This window comes from Kaistia defluvii (genome assembly GCF_026343955.1).
GTDB lineage: Bacteria > Pseudomonadota > Alphaproteobacteria > Rhizobiales > Kaistiaceae > Kaistia > Kaistia defluvii.
Map to the genome: position 1 here is coordinate 220,777 of NZ_JAPKNI010000006.1, position 23,639 is coordinate 244,415.

The following is a 23,639-nucleotide window of genomic DNA, read 5'->3' on the forward strand; positions in this document are numbered from 1 at the left end:
CCTTCGCGTGGTGCTGATTGTCATCCTAGGCGATGCAACTGAAGGCGAGGTGCAGAGAAAACGCTGCATTTGAAAGAGGTTGGTCAGGATCGGTTAACCATGCGCGGCGGGCTCGCCGCCGCCATGACCGTTCCCTTTAGGGTTCCCTTAAGCGGGCGCTGGCATGATGCGCTCATTGCCGGATGGTCCTGCGCGGGGCCTCCGCAGCCGGGCCGGAAGGCCGAAACGAGCGTCATTGGTGTGTTGTGTATGACGGTTTCATTCGAGCCCCTGCGGCGAATCATCGACGGGCTGGTGCACGGTTCGGTCGTTGACGATTCGCTCCTTGCCGCGCGCCACCGCGCCTTCATCGCGGCGCATCTCGCCGTCGGGCTTGGCGTCCTGCTGCTGTTCCCGATCTGGTTGGCTCTTGCCGGCCGGCCGAGTTTCACCGCGGCTGTTGCCTTTGCCTGGCTGGCGGCGCCGTTGCCGATCGCCTTCTTCCTGTCGCGCACCGGCCGCTATGGCGAGGCGCATCTTCTTTCCGCCCTGGCGCTGGCCGGGCTCGTCGTCTGGGGGGGCGCCCTGACCGGCGGCCTTGGCTCGCCGGCGCTCGTGCTGCTGGCGATCGTACCGGCCGAGGCGGCGCTGTCCGGCTCGCGCCGGATCACGCTGGCTTCGATCGCGATCTCGGCCTGCGCGCTGACCGGCCTCGCGCTGGTGGCCCTTGCCGGCTGGATGCCCGCACCGCTGGACGGTCCCGCCTCCTTCGCGCCGATCCTGATTGCCGCCGCCATCCTCTATGGCGCGGGGCTGGCGCTGCGCATCGAACTGGTCCAGCGCGTGGCCGAGGGCGCCGCGCGCGACGGCGAGGCCCGCTACCGCATGCTCGCCGACAACACGATCGATCTCGTTACCCGCCACAGCAGCGTCGGCGCGGTCGAGTTCGCCTCGCCCGCCACCCGCGCCATGCTGGGGTGCGCGTCGAGCGAACTGATCGGCCATGGCCTGTTCGACCGCGTCCATGTCGCGGATCGGCCTGCCTACCTGCACGCCCTGTCGGAAACCGACCGCACGGGTGAGCCTCGCGACGTCGAATTCCGTCTGCGCCGCGAAGGGGAGGGGGCGGCCAGCTTCATCTGGGTCGAGATGCGTTGCCGACCGGCGCTGGATGCCGCCACAGGCGAGCGCTCGGTTGTCGCCGTCATGCGCGACGTCACCGCTGGCCGCAGCCAGCAGATGGCTTTCGCCGAGGCGCAGTCCTCCGCCGATCAGGCCAACCAGTCCAAGGTCCAGTTCCTGGCGCATATGAGCCACGAACTGCGTACCCCGCTCAACGCGATCATCGGCTTTTCGGAACTGCTGCAGCGCGAGCTGTTCGGCAAGTTCGAGATGGCGCGGCACCGCGACTACATCCGGCTGATCCATTCCTCCGGCGAGCATCTGCTGCAGGTCGTGAACAGCGTGCTGGACATGTCGAAGATCGAGGCCGGCAAGTTCGATGTCGTGGCGGCGCCGTTCCCGATCGTGCCGGTGATCGACAGCGCGCTCGACATGATGGCGCAGCAGATCGCCAGCCGCGGCGTCAAGCTCGTCCGCCGGATCGACCGCGAGCTGCCGGACATCGTCGCCGATCGTCGCGCCTGCCGGCAGATCCTGCTCAATCTGCTTTCCAACGCCGCCAAGTTCACCGAGGCGGGTGGAACCATCACCGTCTCCGCCTCGCTGGAGCATGGCGACCTCGTCATCGAGGTCCGCGATACGGGCGTCGGCATCGCCGCCCACGACTTGCCGCGGATCGGCACGCCTTTCGTCCAGGCCGATGCCTGCGCCGAGCGGCGCGGCGAGGGCACGGGCCTCGGCGTTTCTGTCGTCAAGGGGCTGGTGGCGCTGCAGGGCGGTACCTTCGCGCTGCAGAGCGAAGCGGGCCGCGGCACGGTCGCTACCGTGCGGCTGCCGGTCCGTCCCGCCCGCGCCATGACCGTGCCATCCGCCGGCCTCCAGGAGAGGGAGCGCAGGCGTGCGTGAGCGTGAGACGCAGGTCCGACGCAAGCGTCCGAAGGCCCGTTCCCGCCCTGTCGTGCAGGAGAACGAGAGCCTGCTCGGCCGGCTCGCCGACAAGATCATCGAGAATCCGGGCCGCGCCGGCGGCTTCGCGCTGATCGCCATCGCGGTGACGGCGATCGTCTCCAACGCGGCCTTCCTGCAGACCCGGCATCATCCCGACCCGTTCTTTGTGACGCGCAGCGCCGCCGAGCGGCCGGTGCTCGAAATCGGTACGGAGGCGGTATCCGTGCCCTTGCCGAAGAGCCGCGTCGCCGCGACCCAGTTGCCGGGAACGCAGCCGCGCGCGGTCCAGACCCAGCCGCTGCCGGTGGCGATCTCCGCATCGAACAGCCCGGCGACGGCCGCCAATCTCATTGCCGACACCCAGCGGGCGCTGGCCGACGTCAAGCTCTATGACGGCGCCGTCGATGGTGTCATGGGACCGCAGACCAAGGCGGCCATCTCGGCTTATGAAAAGAAGATCGGTCTGATCCCGACCGGGCAACCGAGCGCGCGCCTGCTGGGCCAGATCCGCAAGGGCGGGCCGCGTGCGCATATTTCCGATCCCGTCTCGACCGGCTCGATCGACGATCCGGCCGAGCGCGCCCGCGTGAAGCGCGTGCAGGAAGCGTTGAACGAAATCGGCTATGGTCCGATCGAGACCGACGGCCATGGCGGCGGCAAGACCGCAAACGCCATTCGCCGCTTCGAGCTCGACAACGGACTGCCGCTCACCGGCGCGGCCGGTGACGCCGTCATCGCCAAGCTGGTCCTGATCGGCGCCATGAACACCTTCTGAAGGCATCGAGGCAAGCATGCGCGTGACGTCGGGCCTGTGGGTCGCCGCCTATATCCGCCGCGCTTTCGTCGAGGGGGCGTTCGCCGCCGTCGTCCGGCGCGGCTCGGAAGAGGCCGGCGCCATCTTCGTCGTCGTCGACTGGCTGGATGGCACGGTGGACCTCTACGGCCCGGCGCCGCAGACGGCGTTCGACGACAGCAAGCCGACGGACCGGCTGTTCTCCCGCATTGGCGACCGGATCGACCGGCTCGCCATGCAGGAACGCATCGCCTCGGAAACCCGGTTCGATTCCGATATCTGGGTCGTCGAGATCGAGGATCGCCAGGGGCGGTCCTTTCTCGAATTGGCCAAGGGCTGAGCCGGCCTCAGGCGATTTTTTCCACCCGCGCGGCAGCACTTCGCTCCGGCGCAGCCGGATGCGCCTGCTTGCGTCCGGCATCCGCATAATGCGGCTGGTGCGTGGGGTCGGCTTCGGGCTCGCCGCGCCACTGGCCGACCAGACGGCTCGCAGCCGGCTGCTGTACGCCCTGGAACAGTTCGGTCAGCCGGTAAAAGGTCTCGACCGCCTCGCGGATCACCGGATTGGCGAACAGCAGCACCTGCTGCGCCTCGGTATCGGAGAGGCCGATCGCCTTGAGCAGCACGATCAGCGCCTCGCCCGAGGGATCATCCAGCAGCGCGGTGACTTGGTCGACCTCGAGCCGCAGCCCTTCGGCAAGCGCGGCGATCAGCGACTCGCGCTGGCGCTGCCGCGCGAGCATGGGCAGCCGCGCCCGGCTCAGCGCCGCGCGGAAGGCGTGGTCGATCTGGATCGGCGACAGTCTCGGCGCCGAGATCGGAGCGGGGGACTGCGCATGGATCCATGCCAGCCGTTCGGTCCGGTCGAGACGCAGGAAGGCTTCTGCAGGGGTGGCGGGCGCTTCCGGCGTCGCCGCACCGCTCGCCTCGGCGGCGACCGGGACCTCTTCGGGGGCAGGCGTCTCCGGTTCGATCCTGGCCGGCTCGGTGGTCGCGTCCGGCGGGGCCTCCCCAACCTCGGCGACCACGGTCTGCGTCTCGGCATCAGCCTGCAGGGTCTGTGGCGCCGGGTTCGGCGGCTCCGGCACGATGGTGGCGGGGCGTGCCGGCGGCTCGAAGGACGTTCCCGGCTGCGGGGCGGGCGGTTCGCTCGACAGCGCGCTCATCTCGGCGCTCAGGCTGGCGGTGAGGACCCGCGCCGCGGCGAGCGCCGACAGCGGTTCCCGGATCTTGTTTTGGACAGGGTGATTCGCCGGTTCGACTTCCGGATCGATCGCCTTGGCGGGCGCTGCCGGCGCTTCCGCCACGGTCTCGGCCGACCTGGCCGCCATGGTCGCCAACGCAGCCTCGAGGGCCTCGAGCGGGTTTGGCAGGCGCGATGGCGACGGCGCGGGCATGGCCATGGACGGCTCGGGCGCCTCCGGTGCAGCGGCCGGCAGCAGGGCGATCGTCTCGGCGTCGCCGGTCATCCGCAGCGCGCGGATGACCTCGGGCGCGAGGTCGTCGCGCGTCGCGATCATCCGGGAATGCGCCGGCCCGGTGGCGGCCAGGATCGCCATCAGGTCGAACGAGTTCAGCCCCGGCGCGTGCCGCAGGATCGGCGAGGCGATCTCGGGCAAGTCCTTGCCCAGCATGCGCAAAATCGATCCGGGCGTATCCGGGTGACGGGCCAGCCGCTCGGCCACGAAGGCGCGGTCGGCGGAGGAGACCTTGGTGAGGAAATGCGCTGCCAGTTCCTCGAAACGGCGGATCCCGGCCTGGTCGTGCGTCTTGTCGAGCACGAACAGTTCTGTCGCTGCGCGGAGCAACGCGGCATCGCGACTTTGCTGGCTCGACACGGCCATGGCCATGAGACCATCCGAAAAATAGGAGGGATGCATGATGACGCGTTTACCCGAAGAGCAGTCGACGCGATCGCAAATCCCGTTTGGTAGCCCCGATCGCCAAGCCCAGCCCGATCATGCCGAAAAGTTGTTAGCGATCCGTTAACCTTGCCGGTCGGTAAATGATGCTATTGTTGACGAGAGCGTCCGCCAGGCAATCGGGGCGTCGATGCAGCCGGACGGACCTCCAAGGAGGTCACATGGGCACCATCCTGAGCTACTCGGTCGACCGGCGCAGACGCGCCCGGTCGAGCCTGCCGAGACAGGGACAATGCGAGATCATCATCTTCTCGGGCGTCCGGATCGATCGCTCGCGTCCGGAACGTCCGCCGCCGCCACAGCCGGCGCTGGCGCCGCAACCTAAACCCGGCCGCGGCCGCTAGGGTACGAAACCGGATCGCGTCGGCAAGGCGCGGCCCGGCAGGGGAGGAACCGTCAGCGCTTCTCGTCGCCGGGATCGACGGCGGGCGGGGCATCGGCGGAGGGCAGTTCGGCCGAGCAATCGGCAGCGCCGAGCAGGGCTTCCGCGCGACCGACCAGGGTCGGGTCGGCGACGAAGCTGCGGATCAGCGCGAAGCCGCGCGTCACCGGCACCTCGATCACGATCGACTGGTCGAGCGCCGCGATCGGATTTTCGCGCAGTTGCGCCATCTGCACCGGCGTCGCGATCACCAGATCGATGTCGGCGCGTTCGGCCGAGCGGTCGTTCAGGCTGTAGACATTGCTTCCGCGCCGGTTGAACACCGCGATCGACCAGAAGTCCTCCGGCATCGCCGCCTTGATGCGGATCGGCCCGCCATCGAGCGAGAAGCGGCAGGCGGCATAGGCCATTTGCGGGTCGAGATAGGGCAGCGGCTCCGTGCCCGGCTCCGACATGGGCAGCCGGTGGAAGGCGCCGTCCGGCCCGAACCGGCCGAGCGAGGTCCAGGCGTCGCGATTGGCGAAATCCGGCAGCAGCAGGATGATGGCGATGTGGATGATGCCGCCGAGCAGCACGCCGCCCAGCACGTAGAACAGCGTCCGGATCATGGGCAGCCGACCTTCTCGATCGCCGGCATGACCACGGCGCCGATGCGCGACCCGCCGGCGAGCGGCGTATCGTAGAGCCGCAGGATCAGCCGGATCGCGTCGGGCGTCGTCACCGGCAGCCAGTTCCCCGGCTGGGCCGAGCGCGACACGGCCACCGTGAAGCTGCCGTCCTCGTGGCGCAGCACCTCGCGCGAGTGAAACGCCGTCCGGTTCGCGGGATTGTCCATCAGATGGCCGTCGGCATCATAGACCGTCAGCGTCCAGAGCCGCGCCGGCGGCGTCTGCCCGGTGACGCGGTAGCTGCATTCGCCGCGCAGCCGCGCCCCCGCGCTGTCGGCATCGGCCGAGAAGGCGAGCCCTTCGCCGGCGCCGAGCGGCACCTCGCCGGTGCGCGCCAGCATCGCCTCCGTATAGGGATCGGCGTCCGGGCTGCCCGTATCCGGCCAGGCCGTCCAGGCCCCGCGCGTCACCGCGCCAAAAAGCCTTTCGCGGTCGAGCACGAGGGCCGCGGATCCGAACCCGACGATCAGGGCGACGGCAATGGCGATCGCGATGTTGATGAGTAGTCGCAAGAACGGGCCTCGAAGCGGAGCGTGGCGAAGATAGCGCGGGCAGGCGGCGCGCGATAGCGCGGTTGATGCGCCAGCCCCCGCCTCTTCGCCTACAAACGCAAGAAACGGCTTGCCGGCCGCCGGCCGGACGGGCAGAGCAGGGCGGTGTTTCCAATCGCGGCAGCGAGGATGACGATGGCGATCCGCCAGACGATGACGCGGGGCGACTGGGCGCTGCTCGCGACGCTCTCGGCGCTCTGGGGCGGCTCGTTCTTCTTCAATTCGGTCGCCGGCCGCGCGCTGCCGCCCTTCACCCTCGTGTCGCTGCGCGTCGGCCTCGGCGCGCTGATTCTCGTCAGCCTGCTGCGCCTGACGAAACAGGCGCTGCCCGGCCATTGGCGGGTTTGGCGCGTGTTGTTCGGCATGGGCCTGATCAACAACGTCATCCCGTTCTCGCTGATCGTCTGGGGCCAGCAACAGGTGCCGAGCGGCCTTGCCGCGGTCCTCAACGCCACCACGCCGTTCTGGACCGCGCTGTTGGTCCATTTCCTCACCCGCGACGAAAAACTGACGGCGACGAAGCTCGCCGGCATCGCCATCGGCGTTCTCGGCGTCGCCGTGCTGATCGGCCCGTCTGTCTTCCAAAATCTTGGTTCGCACGGGCTCGGTGAATTCGCGATTCTGCTGGCGACCCTCAGCTACGGCTTTTCCGGCGCGCTGGGGCGGCATCTGCCGCGCCTCGGCGTCGCGCCGATGACGGCGGCGACGGGGCAGATGATCGCCGCGACGACGATGATGGTGCCGCTGGCGCTCGTCTTCGACCGGCCCTGGAACCTGCCGATGCCCGGCTGGCCGGTCTGGGGCGCGATCCTCGGCCTCGCGGCGCTCTCGACGGCGCTCGGCTACTGGATCTTCTTCCGCCTGCTCGCCCGCGCCGGGGCGACCAACACCTCGCTGGTCACGCTGCTGGTCCCGGTCTCGGCGATCCTGCTCGGCACGCTGGTACTCGGCGAAACCCTGGCGCCCAAGCATTTTGCAGGCATGGCTCTGATCGGCGGGGGGCTCCTGGCGTTTGATGGCCGGGTTTGGCGGTGGGTAAAAGCGCGGACCGCCGTCGAACCCGCCTGAGGAACAGGCGGCACGCTCCGTCCGCTCCCTCGCCCACGCAGTGGGAGAGGGCGGGGGTGAGGGTCCTGTCTTCCTCTAGAAGGCCCGAGAGGAACCGATCCCGCCCTCAGCCCAGCACGGCGCGCACGAAGGCACCCATCTCGGCCAGCGAGCGGCGGCCGTCGCCAAGCTGCGCATAAAACAGGTGCCAGGCGTGGATCATCTGCGGCCAGACCTGCAGGCTGGTTCGCACATCGGCGGAAGCCGCGACGCCGGCCAGCCGGATCGCGTCATCGAGCAGCGTCTCGTCGGACCCGACCTGGATCAGCAGCGGCGGCATTCCCTCGAGGTCCGCATGGATCGGTGAAACCAGCGGATTGCGTGGGTCGGCGCCGTTGAGATAGGCGGTCGCCAGTTCCTGCAGATAGGACCGCTGGATCAGCGGGTCGACCGCCGCCTTGCTCTCCATCGTGGCCCCGGACATTTCGAGATCCACCCAGGGCGAGGCGCACCACGCGCAGGCGGGCAGGGGCGTGCCCGCATCGCGCAGGGAAACCAGCGTCGCGATCGCCAGCCCGCCGCCGGCGCTCTCGCCGGCCAGCACGATGTTTTGTGGCAGGAACCCCTGCGCCAGCAGGAAGCGATAGCCGGTCAGCGCATCTTCCAGCGCCGCCGGAAAGGGATTCTCCGGCGCCAGGCGATAGTCCAGCGCCAGCGTGCGCGTGCCTGCTTCCCGCCCGGCCTGCGCCAGCATGTGCCGATGGCTGCGGATCGATCCCGCGACATAGCCGCCGCCATGCAGGAACAGGATGACGCGGGTCGGATCGGCAGCGGGCGTCGACGTCCATTCCGCCTTCACCCCGTCCGCATCCACCGGCTCGACGACGACATCCGCCGGCATGTCGTAGCGCGCCGTCAACCCATCCAGCCGCGCCCGCCGCCCAGCCAGATCCGCCGGCCGCTCCCCCGCCGCCAGCAGGGCGCGAACGGCAGCGATTTCCGTATCCGTCATTTTCGTGTCCTCGGGTCAAGCTCGATACCGCGACCGCTAGGCCTCGGTCGTCTTAGTCAACTCTGACACCCTGCCCAAGACTTTCGTACCTTGTCTCGGTAGCCTTCTGTTTACGCAAGCCAAGACATACCTTGGCAAAATTCGCCACATCTGATTTGTATTTGTTGGGGGTGCAACTATGGCCGAAGAGACGACATTTCAGGCGAATCTGGTTCGAAGGGTTCAAAACTACGTCCTCGGGACTTCGACGCCCTCAAATTCTCTATTGCCGCTGTGGGAAGCCATCTACAATTCACTCCATGCCATTCAAGATCGTTACGACGCGAAGTGGGCGGAGTTGGGGGAGATCTATATCTCCCTAATAGATCCTGACTCAAACAATCCCTCTATTGAGATCCGAGACAACGGAGTCGGCCTGAACAAAGACAATTTCAACTCGTTCATGACTTATGACAGCGATCATAAGGTGACGCGCGGCGGAAAAGGGTTGGGCCGTCTATCTTGGCTAAAAGTCTTTGCCGAAGCACACGTCACCAGTGTATTCGAACAGGACAATAAGCTATACCAGCGTTCGTTCACGCTCGTCCTCAATAATGAAGCGCCTCTGTCAGACTACGTAGTTTCCGAGATAAAAGGTGTAGACCCGGGAACGATAGTGGTTCTTCGGCGGATGAAGTCCGCTTATGCTAAGCATTTTCCAACCAAATTTGACACGACAGTACGAAAAGTCGTCGCTCATTTCCTTCCGTATTTAATTTCTTCGGTGCGTCCGAAAATTACAATCGAAGGTGCCGCAGAGTCGATTGAATTGGGTGCGTATCTGAAGGAGAAGGAACTGGCTCTTAGCGCCATACCCCTCGCGATCAACGACGATATCTCCTTGAAACTCGAGCACAACCTTCTTGAAAAGTCCGTGGTGGAGGGCAAGGCCGCTCACAAGATCTATCTTGCTGCTCATGGTCGGGTGGTTACCGAGTTCGATATCGGGCTTGCGTTGGGCCTCGTCACCTACATCGACCGTGAAAAGCTTTCTTATGCCTATGCAGGCGTTCTCTCAGGGAAGATCTTCGATGACTCCGTCAATTCGGAGCGTACCGCATTTGATCTGGACGCGGAACTGCTCGAAACCATTAAGCGGCAGACCTTTGACGCGATCCGTCAAGTGCTCGCCACATCGATAGAGCGTGTGATTCAAAAGCAGGCCGATATCACAAAATCGGTCATTAAGAAGTACCCGCGGTACGCGTATCTCGTGGACGATCCGAAAGAGTTCGTCGTGTCGAGCGTCCCCCGAAACTTCCGCACAGCTGAGCAGATTTATCAGCAGCTAGCTGTACTGGACTACCGCGACAACAGGGATATCGAACGCAAAGTTGAAGTTCTTTCTAGGACGGAGCCAAAGGAAGAGGACCCCGTAGAGACCGGGGTGGCAGAGTTGTTGGGCCGCCTGACGGAGCATGAGTTCTCTGTGCTTGCGGACTATACAGTCCGTCGAAAAATCGTTCTGGATCTACTGGAGAAGCGGCTTCAGTACAAACCAGATGGAACGATGAAGCATTACTCCGAAGAGGCATTGCACAGTTTCATTGTTCCGATGCGTGTCACCAATAAAGACGTCAGCGTCGATAAGCACAATCTTTGGATTGTGGACGACAAGCTAACGTACTACGAATATTGGGCTTCCGACAAAGCACTTAAAAAGATTGTCAGTGAGAATGTATCGTCAGATCGACCGGATGTTCTATTGTTTGCGGGCAGGTCCGCCTACCATCGTCCAGGCACTGACCAGCCTGTTGTCATCGTGGAATTCAAAAAACCTGTCCGAACTGATTATGACGAGGAGGAAAACCCCTTCGTTCAAATCTACAGCTACATCGAGGATCTTCAGAATGGTAAAATCCTCGACAAGGATGGCGGACAAATCCAGGAGGTTACGGCCGACACTCCCTTTTTCTGTTACATCATCGCTGATTTTACCCCGAATATGCGTAAGTGGCTCAGACTCGCACAAATCAATGTGCCGTTGCCCGGCGGGGGCGGGTTCTATGGCTACAATTCGGATTACCGGGCCTTCGTCCAAGCGCTTAGCTATAAGTATGTACTAAAGGACGCTCGGCTAAGAAATGAGGCTTTCTTTAAGCAGCTAAAGATTTAACAATGTCGAGCCGATGAAGCGCCTATGGAAGACCATGAAATTTTGGCTGGTCTGGTAGACTCAACGATGCCACTCCTAGCAGATGAACGGCTCGGTCGCCTCAATGTTCGAGAGCGACCGATTATGCATAGGATCGCGGTAAACCTCGCCCGCTATTTCCCTCAATGGGATGTAGATACGGAGTATAATCGCCATGGCGATACTGTGAAGCGTCTGCAGCGGTCCGGAGGGTCTTATAAGAATATCGAGCCTGACATTCTCGTGCACATGATGGGTGAGCGCCTGACGAATCTCATGGCGATAGAGCTGAAGCTTGCCGACAATGATCAGTTCGAAGACGATATTATGAAGCTCGAAGGGCTCACTCATCCTGATCAGGGTTACGTATATTCAGTCGGAGTTTTTTTGCAGTTGGATTTTCGTCGACCGGCCGTCGTGCGTTGCACCGTTTTTAAGGGAGGATCGACCAATGACGACCTCACGACTTTCCTGCGGAACGGATTCGAGACGGCTCTAGATGCAATAGAGAAAGGCACCCAAGGGCCTTCCTAGGAGCTTTGGTCCTCCGCCAGGGCGACGACCTCTCCTCAAGCGCACCACATCTGATTTGGCTGTGCTCGCGCTAAGGCGCGCCACTCTCATCCTCCCGCAGCCCCCCAGACTCAGCTAAACCCACCGGAGCACACCGGAACCCCGACAGCACGCATGGCAGAAACCGACCTCTATCTTCCTATAAAAGCCTTCCTCGAGGGCGCCGGGTATGCCGTGAAGGGCGAGGTGCAGGGGTGCGATCTCGTCGGCGTGCGGGAGGGCGAGCCGGCTGTCCTCGTCGTCTGCGAGATGAAGCTTTCCTTCAACCTCGAACTGGTGCTGCAGGGCGTCAACCGGGCGGCGATCTCGGACGAGGTCTGGCTCGCGGCGCGCGCCTCCAAGGGCAAGGGGCGCGAGCATGATGCGCGCTTCCGCAATCTCTGCCGGCGGCTCGGCTTCGGCATGATCGCGGTTTCCGCCTCCGGCGCGGTCGACGTCATCATCGAACCCTTCGCGGCCCTGCCGCGCCGCGATCCCAAGCGGCGCTCGCGCCTGCTTGCCGAGCACAAGCGCCGGGTCGGCGATCCGCAGGTGGGCGGCGGGCGCGGCAAGCCGATCATGACCGCCTACCGGCAGGATTGCCGGATCTGCGCCACGGCGCTGCTTTCCGGGCCGCAAAGCCCGAAGCAGCTGAAGGCGCTGGTGGCGCGGGCGCCCGGGATCCTGCAGAGCAACGTCTATGGCTGGTTCCAGCGCAAGAGCCGGGGGATTTACGAGCTGACCGAGCGCGGCCGCGCCGCCGTGGCGCCCGCGCCGGAGGAACCGGCCGAGGCGCAGGCCCGCGAACCGGTCGCCGCGCCGGCGGCGGAGTGACGCCGGCGCACGCGAGGGTGGGGCGCGGCGGGCCCGTTGCCGGCCGTGGCAGGAGCCATTCAGCGTTTCGCTGAAACAGGGAAAGCGTCCAAATTCTCGTCGGGTCCCGTTTTTCGCGCGAACCGGCATCCGCTTCGTTGGGAAAAATGCTCTAGCCGCGCTCGTCGGCCCGGCGGGTCAGCACCGAGACGCCGGAGGCGGTGACGGCGACGGTGTGCTCGAACTGGGCCGAGAGCGAGCCGTCCTTCGTCACCACCGTCCAGCCATCCTCCTGCGTCGTCACGGCGCGGCGGCCGCGATTGAGCATCGGCTCGATGGTGAACACCATGCCCTCGCGCATCGTCAGCCCGGTGCCGGGCTTGCCGAAATGCAGGATCTGCGGGTCCTCGTGCATCTCGCGGCCGATGCCGTGGCCGCAATAATCATGCACCACCGAATAGCCGTTGCGCTTGGCGTGGCGCTCGATCGCGAAGCCGATATCGCCGAGTTTCGCGCCGGGGCGCACCGCCTTGATGCCCATCCACAGCGCCTCATAGGTGGTCTGGACCAGGTTGCGCGCGGCCGGGTTCACCGTGCCGACGAGGTAGGTCTTGCTGGAATCGGCGATAAAGCCGTTCTTCTCCAGCGTGATGTCGAAATTGACGATGTCGCCGTCGCGCAGCACGTCCGACATGGAGGGGATGCCGTGGCAGACGACGTCGTTGATCGACGCATTCAGCACGAAGCCGAAGCCGTACTGGCCCTTGCTGGCGGGGCGGGCCTGGAGCTCGTCGACGATGAAGCGCTCGACCTGGTCGTTGATCGCGAGCGTCGACTGGCCGAGGAGCGGTGTGCGGTCGAGCCTCTCGAAGACGGAGGCCAGCAGCCGGCCGGATTGCGCCATCAGCGCCAGTTCCTGCGGGTCCTCGGTCATGCGGCGCTCGCGGAAAGCGACGCGGCCGAGACGCCGGCCGAGGCGAGCTCGCGCTCCATGATCTCGGTGAAGGTCAGCGTCGGGTTGGTCTCGCAGAGCATGCCGATCTTGATCCAGTAGGCGGCCTGGGCGTTTATCGAGCGCAGCGACACCTTGCTGGCCCGGCGCAATTGCTCGTGCAGGTCGTCGTCGATGTTCACGATGCCCATGACATGCTCCGTATATGATCCATTTATGGAGCGTATATAGAGGCGGCTCGTCCTTGCCAAGCCGGGGGTGGGGGCACGGGAGCGTTTTGCGAGGGCGAGGGGCGGCGGCGATCAGCGGGCCTTCAGCAGAGAAAGCAGTTCCTGGCCCGCCTTGCCGGGCGGGTTCTGCTTCATCCAGCGGGCATAGAGCGGCAACTTCAGGCCGTTGGTGACATTGCTGAAGGGCAGGATGCGCACGCTGCCGTCACGGCGCAGCGGCTCGGCGATGGCGAGCGGCAGGTTGGCCCAGCCGAGGCCGGATTTCACCATGTTGACGGCGGTCGCGAGATTGTCGGTGCGCCAAAAGGTGGGCGCGATCAGCTGGCGGAAATTGGAGAGCGGCAGCTCGCGGCTGGCGATGACGATCTGGCGGTGCTGGAACAGGTCGTCGAGCCGCAGGGTTTCCGCCGCCAGCAGCTCGGACTCGTGATGCGCCGAGACGACGGCGACCAGCGTTTCCGTGCCGACGAACTGGAAATCCTCCTGCAAACTGGTCTCCAGCTCGCCATAGGCGACGCAGAGGTCGATCTCGGCGCGGCGCATCTGGCGGATGATGTCGTCATGCGGCGCGGCGACCACCTCGATCGCCAGCAGCGGATAGTGCCGGGCGACGGCGGAAATCGCCTGCATCAGGCGGGCGCTGTCGATTTCCGCGCCGATGCCGATCGAGAGTCGGGTCTCCAGCCCTTCCGAGAGCCCGGCGGCATGGGCGTCGATCTGCTTCAGCTGCTCGGCGATCAGCCGCGCCTGCGGCAGCAGGGCCTGCGCCGCGGCGGTGGGGAAGACCTGCCGGGCGCGCCGCTCGAACAGCGCATAGCCGAGCTCGGCCTCGAGATGGCCGATGCCCATGCTGACGGCGGAGGGCACGCGGCGCAGCGCCCGCGCGGCGGCGGAGAACGAGCCGTGGTCGATCACCGCCAGGAAGAGCGCGATGCTGTCACTGGAAAACGTCATGGCCGCGATCTATCAGGCGAATTGACAGATGGCAACTTTTTCTATCTGCGAAAGCGCCTATAAGCCCGCCTCCAGCCGGTCGGTCCGGCGCTAGCCAAGAGGGTTTTTCGGTGCAGGGTGTTCTTCGCAGGGTGGTCTATATCTCGACATTCGAGGTGACCGGGATCCTCATATCGGCGCTGATCCTTGCCTATCTCTCCGGCACCGCGCCCTCGCATACCGGCCCGCTCGCGGTGATGACCTCGGCGCTCGCGATCACGGTCAACCTTGCCTATACGAGCCTGTTCGAGCGCTGGGAGGCGTCGCGCCCGGCGCGGTCGCGCTCCTTCGGCCGCCGCGTGCTGCATGCGCTCGGCTTCCAGGTGACGCTGCTGGTGTTCCTCATCCCGCTGATGGCGTGGTGGATGGAGATGTCGCTGCTCGACGCGCTGATCCTCGATACGGCGCTGATCGTGTTCTTCCCGGTCTACATGTTCGTGTTCAACTGGGCGTTCGACGGACTATTCGGCCTGCCCGACGCGGTCACCAAGGGCTTTGGCGAGGATGCCGAAGCCGCCGCTTGAGACTCTTCACCTCTCCCTGAGGGAGAGGTAAGGAGCGCGGCGAACGCACTTATCCGTAAACGGCGGCCTTGATGGCTTCGGGGTAGGGGCCGGCGACGCCGGCGAAGGCCGTGTTCGAGAACGACACCACCGACAGCCTGCGGACGGGATCGACGAACCAGGAATGGCCGTAGACGCCGCCCCATTGCCAGGTGCCGGGCGAGAAGGGCGAGGCGCCGGCGGCCGGATCATGGGTGATCGACCAGCCGAGACTGAAGCCGCGCCCTGCCACGCCGGTATCGAACGAACCGATCGCGTTCTGCGACAAGAGCGCCAGGCTTTCCGCCGAAAGCACCGGCGCGCCGCCCTTGCGCATCGCTTCGAGGAAGGTCAGGAAGTCGCCCGCCGTGCCGAACATGCCGGCGCCGCCCGAGGGGAACGAGTTCGGATCGAAATTGCGGTTCGGCGCGAAATGGATCGTGCCCTCGATCGCCAGGCCCGTCACCGCCTGGTGGTCGGCCATCGGCGTCGGGCGCGGATCGCCATCGGCATAGGCAACGGCAAGCCGGGCGGGATCGCTGGGCAGGAAGCCGGTGTCGGCAAGGCCGAGCGGCTTCGTCACCTGGCTGGCGACGATATCGGGCAGGCTCTGGCCGGTCGCCTTTTCGAGCAGCCCGCCCAGAACGTCGATGCCGACGGAATAATACCAGGACGTGCCGGGCGCGAAGGCGAGCGGCTGCGCGGCGATCTTCGCCAGGTTTTCGTCCATGCCGCGACCGGGCTGGTCGAGCCCTTCCGATATGCCGGCTTCCTTGGGATAGCCGTAGATCAGGCCGCTGGTGTGGGTGAGCAGGTGACGGATAGTGATCACCGGTTTGCTGCCATCGGCAAGCTTCGGCCGGAAATCGGGCAGGAAGCGCGTCACCGGGTCGTCGAGCCCGATCACGCCGGCTTCGGCCAGTGACAGCGCGGCGGCGGCGACGAGCGGCTTGGTGACGGAGGCGAGGCGAAAGATCGTGTCTTCCGTGGTGCGGCGTCCGGCTTCCCGGTCGGCATGGCCGGCCGTGCGCCGGTAGGCCAACTTGCCGTCCTCGGCCACCAGCACCACGGCGCCGACGATCACGCCGTCCCGGATCGCCGAGTCGATGACCGCGTCGAGACGCGCGGCGCGCTTCTCCTGGGCGGCGGAGGCGGCGGTATCGACGGCGGCGACAGTCATGGAGTGCTCCGGGCAAGATGCAGGGGCAACAGAATGAATTGGGATTCCGGTCGGGCGCAAGTATGCCGTGTCTGATTTTAGGGCCACTTGTCCGGCCAGTGCGGGTCAACAAAAAAAAGCCCCCGGCCAGGATGGCGCGGGAGCTTTCGGATTTTCGATCCCGTACGGCGATCAGAACTTGTAGTTCAGGCCGATCTTGACCGTTTGCATGGTGATGTCGGTGGAGACCGGCGTTCCCAGGTCGAAATCCTTCGAGCCGAGATCGGCATAGAGATATTCGACCTTGGCCGTGACGTTGTTGGTTATCGCGTATTCCAGGCCGGCGCCGATCGTCCAGCCGGTAAGGGTCTGCTTGTCGGACGCGCTGAGGTCGACCGCGACATTGCCGTCCGCGATGATCTGATTGTGGAAGTCGAGTTCGGCATTGGCCCAGGCCAGGCCGCCGGTGACGTAAGGCAGGAAGCGGTCGAACGCATAGCCGGCGCGGGCGCGCACGGTGCCGAAGGTGTCGATCTTGGTCGCGTAGTCGAGCGTGACCGCATTTTCCAGCGGGTCACCGATCACAGCCGAGAGGCTGTCCTTCTGGTCGCCGAACGAGACGTCGGCCTCGATGCCGAGCACGAACTGGTTCGCGAACTGGTAGTTGTAGCCGGCCTGGCCGCCGCCGAACCAGCCATCGGGCTTCAGGCCGCCATAGGCATTGATCCCGGCGTTCGAGACGTCCGACCAGGCATAGCCGCCATGGGCGCCGATATAGAGGCCGGTCCAGGTGAAGGCGGGCTCGGGCGCGGCAGCGGGCTCGAAGGTAAGGTCAGCCCCGTTCGCTGCTCCTGCGAGCCCCAGCGTCATTCCGAGCCCAAGCGCTATGACAAATCGCGTATCCCTCATGTCGCCCTCCATACTGTCCGGCCTATAGCTTATATCCAGTTGGCATCCGGGTGTGTAGCGGCATGGCAACAAACATGAAATATTATATTCAGTTCGCTGCGTAATATGTGTGATGAGGGTGATCTGTTGCTGTTAACGAGACTTTTATATTTGTGTTTACTTTGAGGCGAGCATGTAATTGTTTCAAAATTAGATCCATTTCGTGGATGTTCTGGATCATCCGCGATGCCGCTCCTGTTGCAGGCAGCGGGGTGGCTCCCGGAGCCGATCGGGAGGGGGCGACCATGAGGGACCGGCTCCCGTGCCGCGGCGAGGAGCGCGTCTGCGACGAAGCTTCCAGCGCGCCTGTCGTATCGCGCTGCGATGACGGCGCCAGTTGCCGAAGCGACACAGGCGTTTTTCGACCAGCCGGTAATGGACGGCCCCTAAGGCGTGCCTTCCAGCGCCGCGGCGCGGATCGTCTCGCCGGAATCGAACGAGACGGCATTGAGCGGCTTCAGGGGCGGTGCCGTCTCCAGCAGCTTCTCGAGTGCGATGAGCCGCTCGGTCGTGCGCGCCGAGAGCGACAGCGGGCGCTGGTCCGCGTCGGTGCTGGCGACCGCCGGGGCAGGGCGCGGACCGTCCGAGGCCGGCTCATCGATATAGGGGATGGGCTTCAGCTCGATGCCGTTATGGGCATAGGTCATCACCCGGTTCCAGGTCTGCGCCGGCAGCGACCCGCCCGTCATCTTGTTGGTCGAGGTGAAGTCGTCATTGCCGAACCAGACGCCGCCGACATAATTGCCGGTGAAGCCCATGAACCAGGCGTCGCGATAGGCATTGGTGGTGCCGGTCTTGCCGGCGGTCTTGATGCCCTGCAGCTTGGCGGCGCGGCCGGTGCCGCGCTCCGGCACCTGGCCCAGCATGTAGTCCATCATGCCGACGGTCTTCTCGTCGAGCACGCGCTCGGGCGGCGGCACGTCGCGCTTGCGGTCGAAAACCACCTGGCCCTGGCTGTTGAGGATCTGCGTGAAGGCATAGGGCGTCGCCTTGAGGCCGCCATTGGCGAACACGGCATAGGCGCCGGTCATGTCGAGCACGCGCACATCGGTCGCGCCGAGCGGCAGCGACTTCGAATTGATGATGTTGGTGGTGATGCCCATGCGGTGGGCGAGGTCGATGATCGCCGGCCGGCCGACCGCGCCGGCCAGCCGCACCGCCACCGTGTTCAGCGAATGGATCAGCGCCGTGGTGAGCTGGATCGAGCCCATGTAGCGGCCGCCATAATTCTTCGGCGACCAGTTGCCGATCGAGATCGGCGCGTCGACCACGATGCTCTTCGGCGTGTAGCCGTGCTGCAGCGCCGCCGTGTAGACGAAGGGCTTGAACGACGAGCCCGGCTGGCGCAGCGCGTCGGTGGCGCGGTTGAACTGGCTCTCGCCATAATCGCGGCCGCCGACCAGGGCGCGCACCGCGCCGTCCGGCTCGGCCACGACCATCGCTGCCTGGCTCACGCGGTAGCGCTCGCCGGAATCGCGCAGCGATCCCTCGATCGCCTCGTCGGCCGCCTTCTGCAGGTTCATGTCGACCGTCGAGCGGACGATCAGGCTGCGGTCGCCATCCGGCACCTGCTTCTTGACCTCGTCGAAGGCCCAGTCGAGGAAATAGTCGGGCGCGGTATCGGCCGCCTTGCGCACGACGTCCGCCGGCTTGCGCCGCGCGCCCATCACCTGGCCCTCGGTCATGAAGCCGGCCTGCACCATGTTGGTGAGCACGTCGTTGGCGCGGGCGCGCGCCGCCGGCAGGTTGATGTGCGGCGCATAGCGGGCAGGGGCCTTGTAGAGCCCGGACAGCATCGCCGCCTCGGCCAGGTTGATGTCGGTCACCTTCTTGCCGAAATAGAACTCGGCCGCCGCCGCCGCGCCGAAATTGCCGCCGCCCATATAGGCGCGGTCGAGATAGAGCTGCAGGATGTCGTGCTTGGAGAGGTTGCTCTCGAGATAGAGCGCGAGGAACGCTTCCTTGATCTTGCGGTCGAGCGTGCGCTCGTTCGACAGGAACAGGTTCTTGGCCAGCTGCTGGGTGATCGACGAGCCGCCCTGGCGCACCGCGTCATTGCGCAGGTTTTCCATCAGCGCGCGCCCCGTGCCGATGATGTCGATGCCGAAATGCGTGTAGAAGCGCCGGTCCTCGGTGGCGAGCGTCGCCTTGATCAGGCTATCGGGCATCTCTTCCAGCGGCACCGAATCCGAATGGCGCACGCCGCGCTTGCCGATCTCGGCGCCGTAGCGGTCGAGGAAGGTGACGGAATAGTCCGATTGCGCCAGCCAGTCCTGCTTGGTGGCGTCGAAGGCCGGCAAGGCGAGCGTCAGCATGACGAGGCCGCCGCCGACCGCCATGGTCAGCCCGTCGCCCAGGATCTCGAATGGGGCGCGGCGCCAGCCGGTCATGCGGAAGCGGCGGGCAAAGCGCGACAGCGCCTCGGCGCCGTCCTTCAGCCCGGTCCAGATCCGGTAGAGCGCGGAATCGATGAAGGCGTCGATCTCGATCAGCCGCAGCCGGGGCGATTTCGCCCGCGCGGGGCCTGTCTGCGCTTCTTCGGGCGCTGCCTTCTCCACCGGGGAGGCCGGATCGCCAGCCGTATCCGCCGGGCGGTTCGCGCTGGGCTTCCAGCCGCCGATCCATGCCGCGATACGATGCTGAAGCTTGCGCAAGGGCTGTTCCAATAGAGGTCGAATGGTTCTAAAAGGCGGTCGAAACATCACATTCCGGCACTATATAGCGCCATTCGGAATGCCCGGTGAACAGACCGCCTCCAGCCCTGGCCGGTTTTCGCCGATCGACAAAGGATACGCAATCTCCATGCCCTTGCAAGGAAAGGACGCACGCGACGCTGCGGCCTCCGCGCAACAGGATGCCGCCCTGGTATCCGCGCCCGCGACCGAGGAAGCGCCGTTCTGGAAGCGCCTGACCCTGGAGGAGATGAACCCGACGCAATGGGAATCGCTCTGCGACGGGTGCGCCCGCTGCTGCCTCAACAAGCTGGAGGACTGGGACACCGGCGAGATCGTCTGGACGGCCATCGCCTGCGAATTGCTGGACGAGGATACGTGCCGCTGCCGGGATTATCCCAACCGGCATGATTTCGTGCCCGATTGCATCCCGCTCGACCCCAAGACGGTGCGCACGCTGACCTGGCTGCCGCCGACCTGCGGCTACCGGCTGATCGCCGAGGGCCGCGACCTCTACTGGTGGCATCCGCTGGTCTCGGGCGACCCGGAGACGGTGCACGACGCCGGCATCTCGACCTCCGGCCGCACGGTGAGCGAGAGCGATATCCCGGTCGAGGAATATGAGGAATTCATCGTCGAATGGCCGGGCCAGATCCCGGAGACGGAGAAGCCGGAGGGGTAGGGGGAGCTTTCCGGCAGACCCTCACCCCCCTATCCCGCGCGGACGAGGGCTCGCTTTCTTCACCTCTTCGCCTCAAGGGAGAGGTGAAGGGGTGTCGGTTGCCTTTCTCGCGGCGCCCCCCCCATGTCACGGATGCATGGATCCTCGCCTTCGCGAGGATGACGGCGAGCGTGCCTTACCCACCCATCCGAAACCTCTGCCGGTACTGCCTCGGCGTCAGGCCGCGCTGCGCCTTGAACTGGCGGTTGAAGTTGGCGAGCGAGTCGTAGCCGACCTCGTCGGCGATCATGGCGATCGGCCGCGTCCCGCCCGAGAGCAGCGCGCAGGCGGCGCCGATGCGCAGGCGCGCCAGATAGCCCGTCACGCTCTGGCCGGTATGACGCAGGAACAGCCGGTGCAGCCCGGACGGGCTCAGCGCGGAGATGTCGGCGAGGCCGTCCAGCGTCAGCCGCTCGGCGAAATGCCGATGCACATGGTCGAGCACGCGGTCGATCCGGCCGCGATCCATCGGCCTGTCGGCGGCTATCGCCAGGGGGGAGGCCAGCGGCACGGCGTCGGTGTCGCGGGCAAGCCGCGCCAGCACGTGCAGGAGCTGGATCAGTCGCTCGTCCGGCGGCAGCGCGAACAGCGCCTCGATCAGCGGCCTCGCCCCGGCTGCGGCGGCGTCGGAGAACTTCAGGCCCGTCTTCGCCCGCGCCAGCATGGCGGCGACGGCGCGGAGCTCGGTAAACACACTGCCCAAAGGCGCCGTCCATTGCGGCAGGAACCACATCACCAGCGCCACATGTGGCGCGTCGGCCGCGACCTTGGCGGCCGAGCACCAGCTATGCGGCAGGTTGGGGCCGACCAGCACCAGGTCGCCATCATCATAGCTGCCGATATGGTCGCCGATGAAGCGCTGGCCGCGCGAGTTCAGCGTCAGCGTCAGTTCGAACTCGGGGTGATGATGCCACTGGAACGGGATCTCGCCGTCGAGGCGACGGTTGAGCGTCGTCCAGGAGGTGCCGTCCGGCAGCGCCAGTCTCTCGAGAAACGGCTTCATCTGGATCCCTTGGGCTCATCGGCGCCGGAATCGTATCAGTTTTCGCCGGGATCGGCGAACACGCGTCAGCGCCGATCGCTAGTCTTTCCCCAGAGGCATCCGCGAGGGATGCGGGAGAGCAGGGAGAGAGACGATGTCCATGGCCGCCAATGCCGGCGTAAAGCGCGACAGCCACCCCACCACGCACCAGGAAACGCAATTGAAGGAGATCGTGAAGACGCTGCCTTTGCGCGTGCTGAGCGCGGAAGACTGGCAGCACTGGATCACGCGCGGCTATGTCATCGTCCGCCAGGCCGTGCCGAAGGAGAATGTCGAGCGGCTGGTCGACCTGCTCTGGCAGTTCGACGAGAAGGACCCGGCCGATCCCGCCACCTGGTATGCGCCGCAGCGCCGCGATCACATCATGAAGGAGCTGAACGGCACCGGCATGCTGGAGATCTACAATCACCAGTATCTCTGGGACAATCGCCAACAGCAGCGGATCTACGACGCCTTCGTCGACATCTGGGACCGCGAGGACCTCTGGGTGACGATCGACCGCGCCAATCTGAACCCGCCGAAGAAGGTGAAGGGCAACCCGAACGGCTTCATCCACTGGGACGCCGATACCTCGCTCGTTCCCCCGCCGATCGGCGTGCAGGGCGTGCTGAGCCTGAAGAAGCAGGATGGCGATGTCGGCGGCTTCCAGTGCATCCCCGAGCTGTTCGCGAACTTTGACGCATGGGTAAAGGCCCAGCCGGACGATCGCGACCCCATGCATCCCGACACGACGGGCCTCGCCATCACCAATATCGAGATGGAAGCCGGCGATCTGCTGATCTTCAATTCGCTGCTGGCCCACGGCGTCCGCCCGAACCATTCGGACGACCGCGTCCGCATGGCGCAGTACATCTCGATGCACCCGGCCGAGGAGGCCAACCTCGCCGAGCGCGCCGAGCGCATCCGGCTCTGGCGCGAACGCGATCACCCGCACCGCGACGCTTTTCCGGGCGACCCGCGCGACTGGGAGAAGCGGAACGCCGAAACGGCGAGCCTCTCGCCGCTGGGCGAAAGGCTGCTCGGGCTCAAGAGCTGGCGGGAATAGGGGAAAAAAACCTCACCCCGACCCTCTCCCGTGCCGGGAGAGGGGGCTCGCCTGTGTCTGTTCCAGGGCACGCGCCACGCCGATGCAGGCCGCGGTGGAAAGCCCTCTCGCGCGCGCGGGAGAGGGTTGGGTGAGGGTCTTGCGAACGCACTCATCCGCGCTGTTCACGCGTCCGTGATCGGCGTGCCCCTTTGATGCCGGTCGCGGCGGGCCCATCTGTTCGAAACCCTCCCGGGTATTCGTCGCGAGTGGAGAGCGGTGGTCGACCAAATGTCGGCTTCCGGCATGACCGTCGCGGCGGAATTTCGATTCCGGTCGGACGATCGTGCCGTGATGGGCGGTCCGCTCCGGCTTCCTCATCGAAGGACCACACCATGCCCAACGACATCAACGCGGCCGCATCCGGCCAGTTTCTGATTGGCGGCGACCTCGCCGTGAACCGGCTCGGCTTCGGCGCCATGCGGATCACCGGAGACGGCATCTGGGGCGAGCCGAAGGACATCGCCGAGGCGAAACGGACGCTGAAGCGCGTGCCGGAGCTCGGCATCGACCTGATCGATACCGCCGACAGCTACGGCCCCTATGTCAGCGAAGACCTGATCGCCGAGGTGCTGCATCCCTACACGGACCTCGTGATCGCCACCAAGGGCGCGCTGACCCGGCATGGCCCGAACATCTGGCAGGTGGTGGGACGACCGGAATATCTGCGCCAATGCGTGCTGATGAGCCTGCGCCGGCTGAAGATCGACCGCATCGATCTCTGGCAATTGCACCGGATCGATCCGCGCGTGCCCAAGGACGAGCAGTTCCAGGTGATCGCCGACATGCGCAAGGAAGGCCTGATCCGCCATGTCGGCCTGTCGGAAGTCTCCGTCGCCGACATCCAGGCGGCGCAGAAATTCTTCCCCGTGACGACAGTGCAGAACCAGTACAACCTCGTCGATCGCAAGAGCGAGGCCGTGCTCGATTATGCCGAGACCAACAATATCGGCTTCATTCCCTGGGCGCCGCTCGCCTCCGGCAATCTGGCTCGCCCGGGCTCGGCGCTGACCGAGATCGCCGGCAGGCTCGGCGCGACGCCGGGCCAGATCGCGCTCGCCTGGCTCCTGAAGCGCTCGAAGGTGATGCTGCCGATCCCCGGCACGGGCAGCGTCAAGCATCTCGAGGAGAACACGGCCGCCGCCTCGATCAAGCTTTCCGACGAGGATTTTGCCGCCCTCGACACCGAAGCCCGCCGCGCGGCGTAACCAGGGGCTTTTGCGTCAAGCAAGTCCCTCACCCAACCCACTCCCGCGAAGCGGGCGAGGGCTTTTCGGCTGGTATTCTTCCTTGACTGCCAGCGCGACAAGCGCCGCCGGACTCCCTCTCCCGCG

General features: G+C 65.5%; 23 protein-coding genes. 12 read left to right on the forward strand and 11 right to left on the reverse strand.

What is annotated here, in order from left to right; all coding sequences use genetic code 11:
• Window positions 1-249: 249 nt before the first annotated feature.
• Genes OSH10_RS17035 through OSH10_RS17045 form a run of 3 tightly spaced genes read left to right on the forward strand, consistent with a single transcriptional unit; the run spans window position 250 to window position 3,182 of the window.
• A complete protein-coding gene (locus OSH10_RS17035) occupies window positions 250-2,007 on the forward strand; it encodes a PAS domain-containing sensor histidine kinase (protein ID WP_266333110.1) in 1,758 nt (585 codons plus the stop codon).
• Complete coding sequence (locus OSH10_RS17040; RefSeq protein ID WP_266333111.1) at window positions 2,000-2,824, forward strand: peptidoglycan-binding domain-containing protein; 825 nt, start codon at window positions 2,000-2,002, stop codon at window positions 2,822-2,824. Before OSH10_RS17035 ends, OSH10_RS17040 begins: the two co-directional genes overlap by 8 nt.
• A gap of 16 nt (window positions 2,825-2,840) precedes the next feature.
• The gene (locus tag OSH10_RS17045) at window positions 2,841-3,182 is read left to right on the forward strand and encodes a DUF1491 family protein (RefSeq protein WP_266333112.1); all 342 of its coding nucleotides are present in this window, start codon (window positions 2,841-2,843) and stop codon (window positions 3,180-3,182) included.
• A gap of 7 nt (window positions 3,183-3,189) precedes the next feature.
• On the opposite strand, the gene OSH10_RS17050 is transcribed toward OSH10_RS17045, so the two are convergent.
• Window positions 3,190-4,692: a DUF2336 domain-containing protein gene (locus tag OSH10_RS17050; RefSeq protein WP_266333113.1), complete on the reverse strand. Its 1,503-nt coding sequence runs from the start codon at window positions 4,690-4,692 to the stop codon at window positions 3,190-3,192.
• A gap of 233 nt (window positions 4,693-4,925) precedes the next feature.
• On the opposite strand from OSH10_RS17050, the gene OSH10_RS17055 reads away from it, so the two are divergent.
• Window positions 4,926-5,108 carry a hypothetical protein gene (locus tag OSH10_RS17055; RefSeq protein WP_266333115.1) on the forward strand — a complete coding sequence of 61 codons (183 nt, stop codon included), beginning with the start codon at window positions 4,926-4,928 and terminating at the stop codon, window positions 5,106-5,108.
• Between the two features lie 52 nt (window positions 5,109-5,160).
• Here the strand turns inward: OSH10_RS17055 and OSH10_RS17060 are convergent, their stop codons facing one another.
• Entirely contained in the window at window positions 5,161-5,754 is a 594-nt protein-coding gene (locus OSH10_RS17060; RefSeq protein WP_266333117.1) for a DUF1254 domain-containing protein, read from the reverse strand.
• Window positions 5,751-6,326: a DUF1214 domain-containing protein gene (locus OSH10_RS17065; RefSeq protein ID WP_266333118.1), complete on the reverse strand. Its 576-nt coding sequence runs from the start codon at window positions 6,324-6,326 to the stop codon at window positions 5,751-5,753. The genes OSH10_RS17060 and OSH10_RS17065 overlap by 4 nt, the downstream gene beginning before the upstream one ends.
• Window positions 6,327-6,500: 174 nt before the next feature.
• On the opposite strand from OSH10_RS17065, the gene OSH10_RS17070 reads away from it, so the two are divergent.
• Window positions 6,501-7,433 carry a DMT family transporter gene (locus tag OSH10_RS17070; RefSeq protein ID WP_266333120.1) on the forward strand — a complete coding sequence of 311 codons (933 nt, stop codon included), beginning with the start codon at window positions 6,501-6,503 and terminating at the stop codon, window positions 7,431-7,433.
• Window positions 7,434-7,539: 106 nt separating this feature from the next.
• Here OSH10_RS17070 and OSH10_RS17075 read toward each other — a convergent pair whose 3' ends face one another.
• Window positions 7,540-8,424, reverse strand: coding sequence for an alpha/beta hydrolase (locus OSH10_RS17075; protein WP_266333122.1), 885 nt, complete (start codon window positions 8,422-8,424; stop codon window positions 7,540-7,542).
• 178 nt (window positions 8,425-8,602) lie between these two features.
• On the opposite strand from OSH10_RS17075, the gene OSH10_RS17080 reads away from it, so the two are divergent.
• The 3 genes from OSH10_RS17080 to OSH10_RS17090 all read left to right on the forward strand — a co-directional run bounded on the left by OSH10_RS17080 (window position 8,603) and on the right by OSH10_RS17090 (window position 11,983).
• Complete coding sequence (locus tag OSH10_RS17080; RefSeq protein WP_266333123.1) at window positions 8,603-10,579, forward strand: ATP-binding protein; 1,977 nt, start codon at window positions 8,603-8,605, stop codon at window positions 10,577-10,579.
• Between the two features lie 24 nt (window positions 10,580-10,603).
• Window positions 10,604-11,131, forward strand: coding sequence for a hypothetical protein (locus OSH10_RS17085; protein WP_266333125.1), 528 nt, complete (start codon window positions 10,604-10,606; stop codon window positions 11,129-11,131).
• Window positions 11,132-11,284: 153 nt separating this feature from the next.
• A complete protein-coding gene (locus OSH10_RS17090) occupies window positions 11,285-11,983 on the forward strand; it encodes a DUF2161 domain-containing phosphodiesterase (RefSeq protein ID WP_266333126.1) in 699 nt (232 codons plus the stop codon).
• 151 nt (window positions 11,984-12,134) lie between these two features.
• On the opposite strand, the gene map is transcribed toward OSH10_RS17090, so the two are convergent.
• From map to OSH10_RS17105, 3 genes are all read right to left on the reverse strand, one after another.
• Window positions 12,135-12,896, reverse strand: a complete 762-nt coding sequence (gene map, locus OSH10_RS17095) for a type I methionyl aminopeptidase (protein ID WP_266333127.1) — start codon at window positions 12,894-12,896, stop codon at window positions 12,135-12,137.
• A complete protein-coding gene (locus OSH10_RS17100) occupies window positions 12,893-13,105 on the reverse strand; it encodes a ParD-like family protein (protein ID WP_266333128.1) in 213 nt (70 codons plus the stop codon). The genes map and OSH10_RS17100 overlap by 4 nt, the downstream gene beginning before the upstream one ends.
• A gap of 111 nt (window positions 13,106-13,216) precedes the next feature.
• Window positions 13,217-14,098: a LysR family transcriptional regulator gene (locus OSH10_RS17105; protein ID WP_266333129.1), complete on the reverse strand. Its 882-nt coding sequence runs from the start codon at window positions 14,096-14,098 to the stop codon at window positions 13,217-13,219.
• A gap of 110 nt (window positions 14,099-14,208) precedes the next feature.
• Between OSH10_RS17105 and OSH10_RS17110 the strand changes: the two genes are divergently transcribed.
• Window positions 14,209-14,661: a PACE efflux transporter gene (locus OSH10_RS17110; protein ID WP_266333130.1), complete on the forward strand. Its 453-nt coding sequence runs from the start codon at window positions 14,209-14,211 to the stop codon at window positions 14,659-14,661.
• Window positions 14,662-14,710: 49 nt separating this feature from the next.
• On the opposite strand, the gene OSH10_RS17115 is transcribed toward OSH10_RS17110, so the two are convergent.
• The 3 genes from OSH10_RS17115 to OSH10_RS17125 form a co-directional block, all read right to left on the reverse strand.
• A complete protein-coding gene (locus OSH10_RS17115; RefSeq protein ID WP_266333131.1) occupies window positions 14,711-15,859 on the reverse strand; it encodes a serine hydrolase domain-containing protein in 1,149 nt (382 codons plus the stop codon).
• Window positions 15,860-16,030: 171 nt separating this feature from the next.
• Window positions 16,031-16,747: an outer membrane protein gene (locus OSH10_RS17120; RefSeq protein ID WP_266333132.1), complete on the reverse strand. Its 717-nt coding sequence runs from the start codon at window positions 16,745-16,747 to the stop codon at window positions 16,031-16,033.
• A gap of 425 nt (window positions 16,748-17,172) precedes the next feature.
• Window positions 17,173-19,284, reverse strand: coding sequence for a transglycosylase domain-containing protein (locus tag OSH10_RS17125; protein ID WP_266333155.1), 2,112 nt, complete (start codon window positions 19,282-19,284; stop codon window positions 17,173-17,175).
• 424 nt (window positions 19,285-19,708) lie between these two features.
• On the opposite strand from OSH10_RS17125, the gene OSH10_RS17130 reads away from it, so the two are divergent.
• A complete protein-coding gene (locus tag OSH10_RS17130) occupies window positions 19,709-20,140 on the forward strand; it encodes a YcgN family cysteine cluster protein (protein ID WP_396309430.1) in 432 nt (143 codons plus the stop codon).
• Window positions 20,141-20,315: 175 nt separating this feature from the next.
• On the opposite strand, the gene OSH10_RS17135 is transcribed toward OSH10_RS17130, so the two are convergent.
• Complete coding sequence (locus OSH10_RS17135) at window positions 20,316-21,182, reverse strand: AraC family transcriptional regulator (protein ID WP_266333135.1); 867 nt, start codon at window positions 21,180-21,182, stop codon at window positions 20,316-20,318.
• 133 nt (window positions 21,183-21,315) lie between these two features.
• Between OSH10_RS17135 and OSH10_RS17140 the strand changes: the two genes are divergently transcribed.
• Window positions 21,316-22,266, forward strand: coding sequence for a phytanoyl-CoA dioxygenase family protein (locus tag OSH10_RS17140; RefSeq protein ID WP_266333136.1), 951 nt, complete (start codon window positions 21,316-21,318; stop codon window positions 22,264-22,266).
• Window positions 22,267-22,640: 374 nt separating this feature from the next.
• On the forward strand, window positions 22,641-23,513 hold the full coding sequence (locus OSH10_RS17145) for an aldo/keto reductase (RefSeq protein ID WP_266333138.1): 873 nt from the start codon (window positions 22,641-22,643) through the stop codon (window positions 23,511-23,513).
• The last annotated feature ends 126 nt before the right edge of the window (window positions 23,514-23,639 follow it).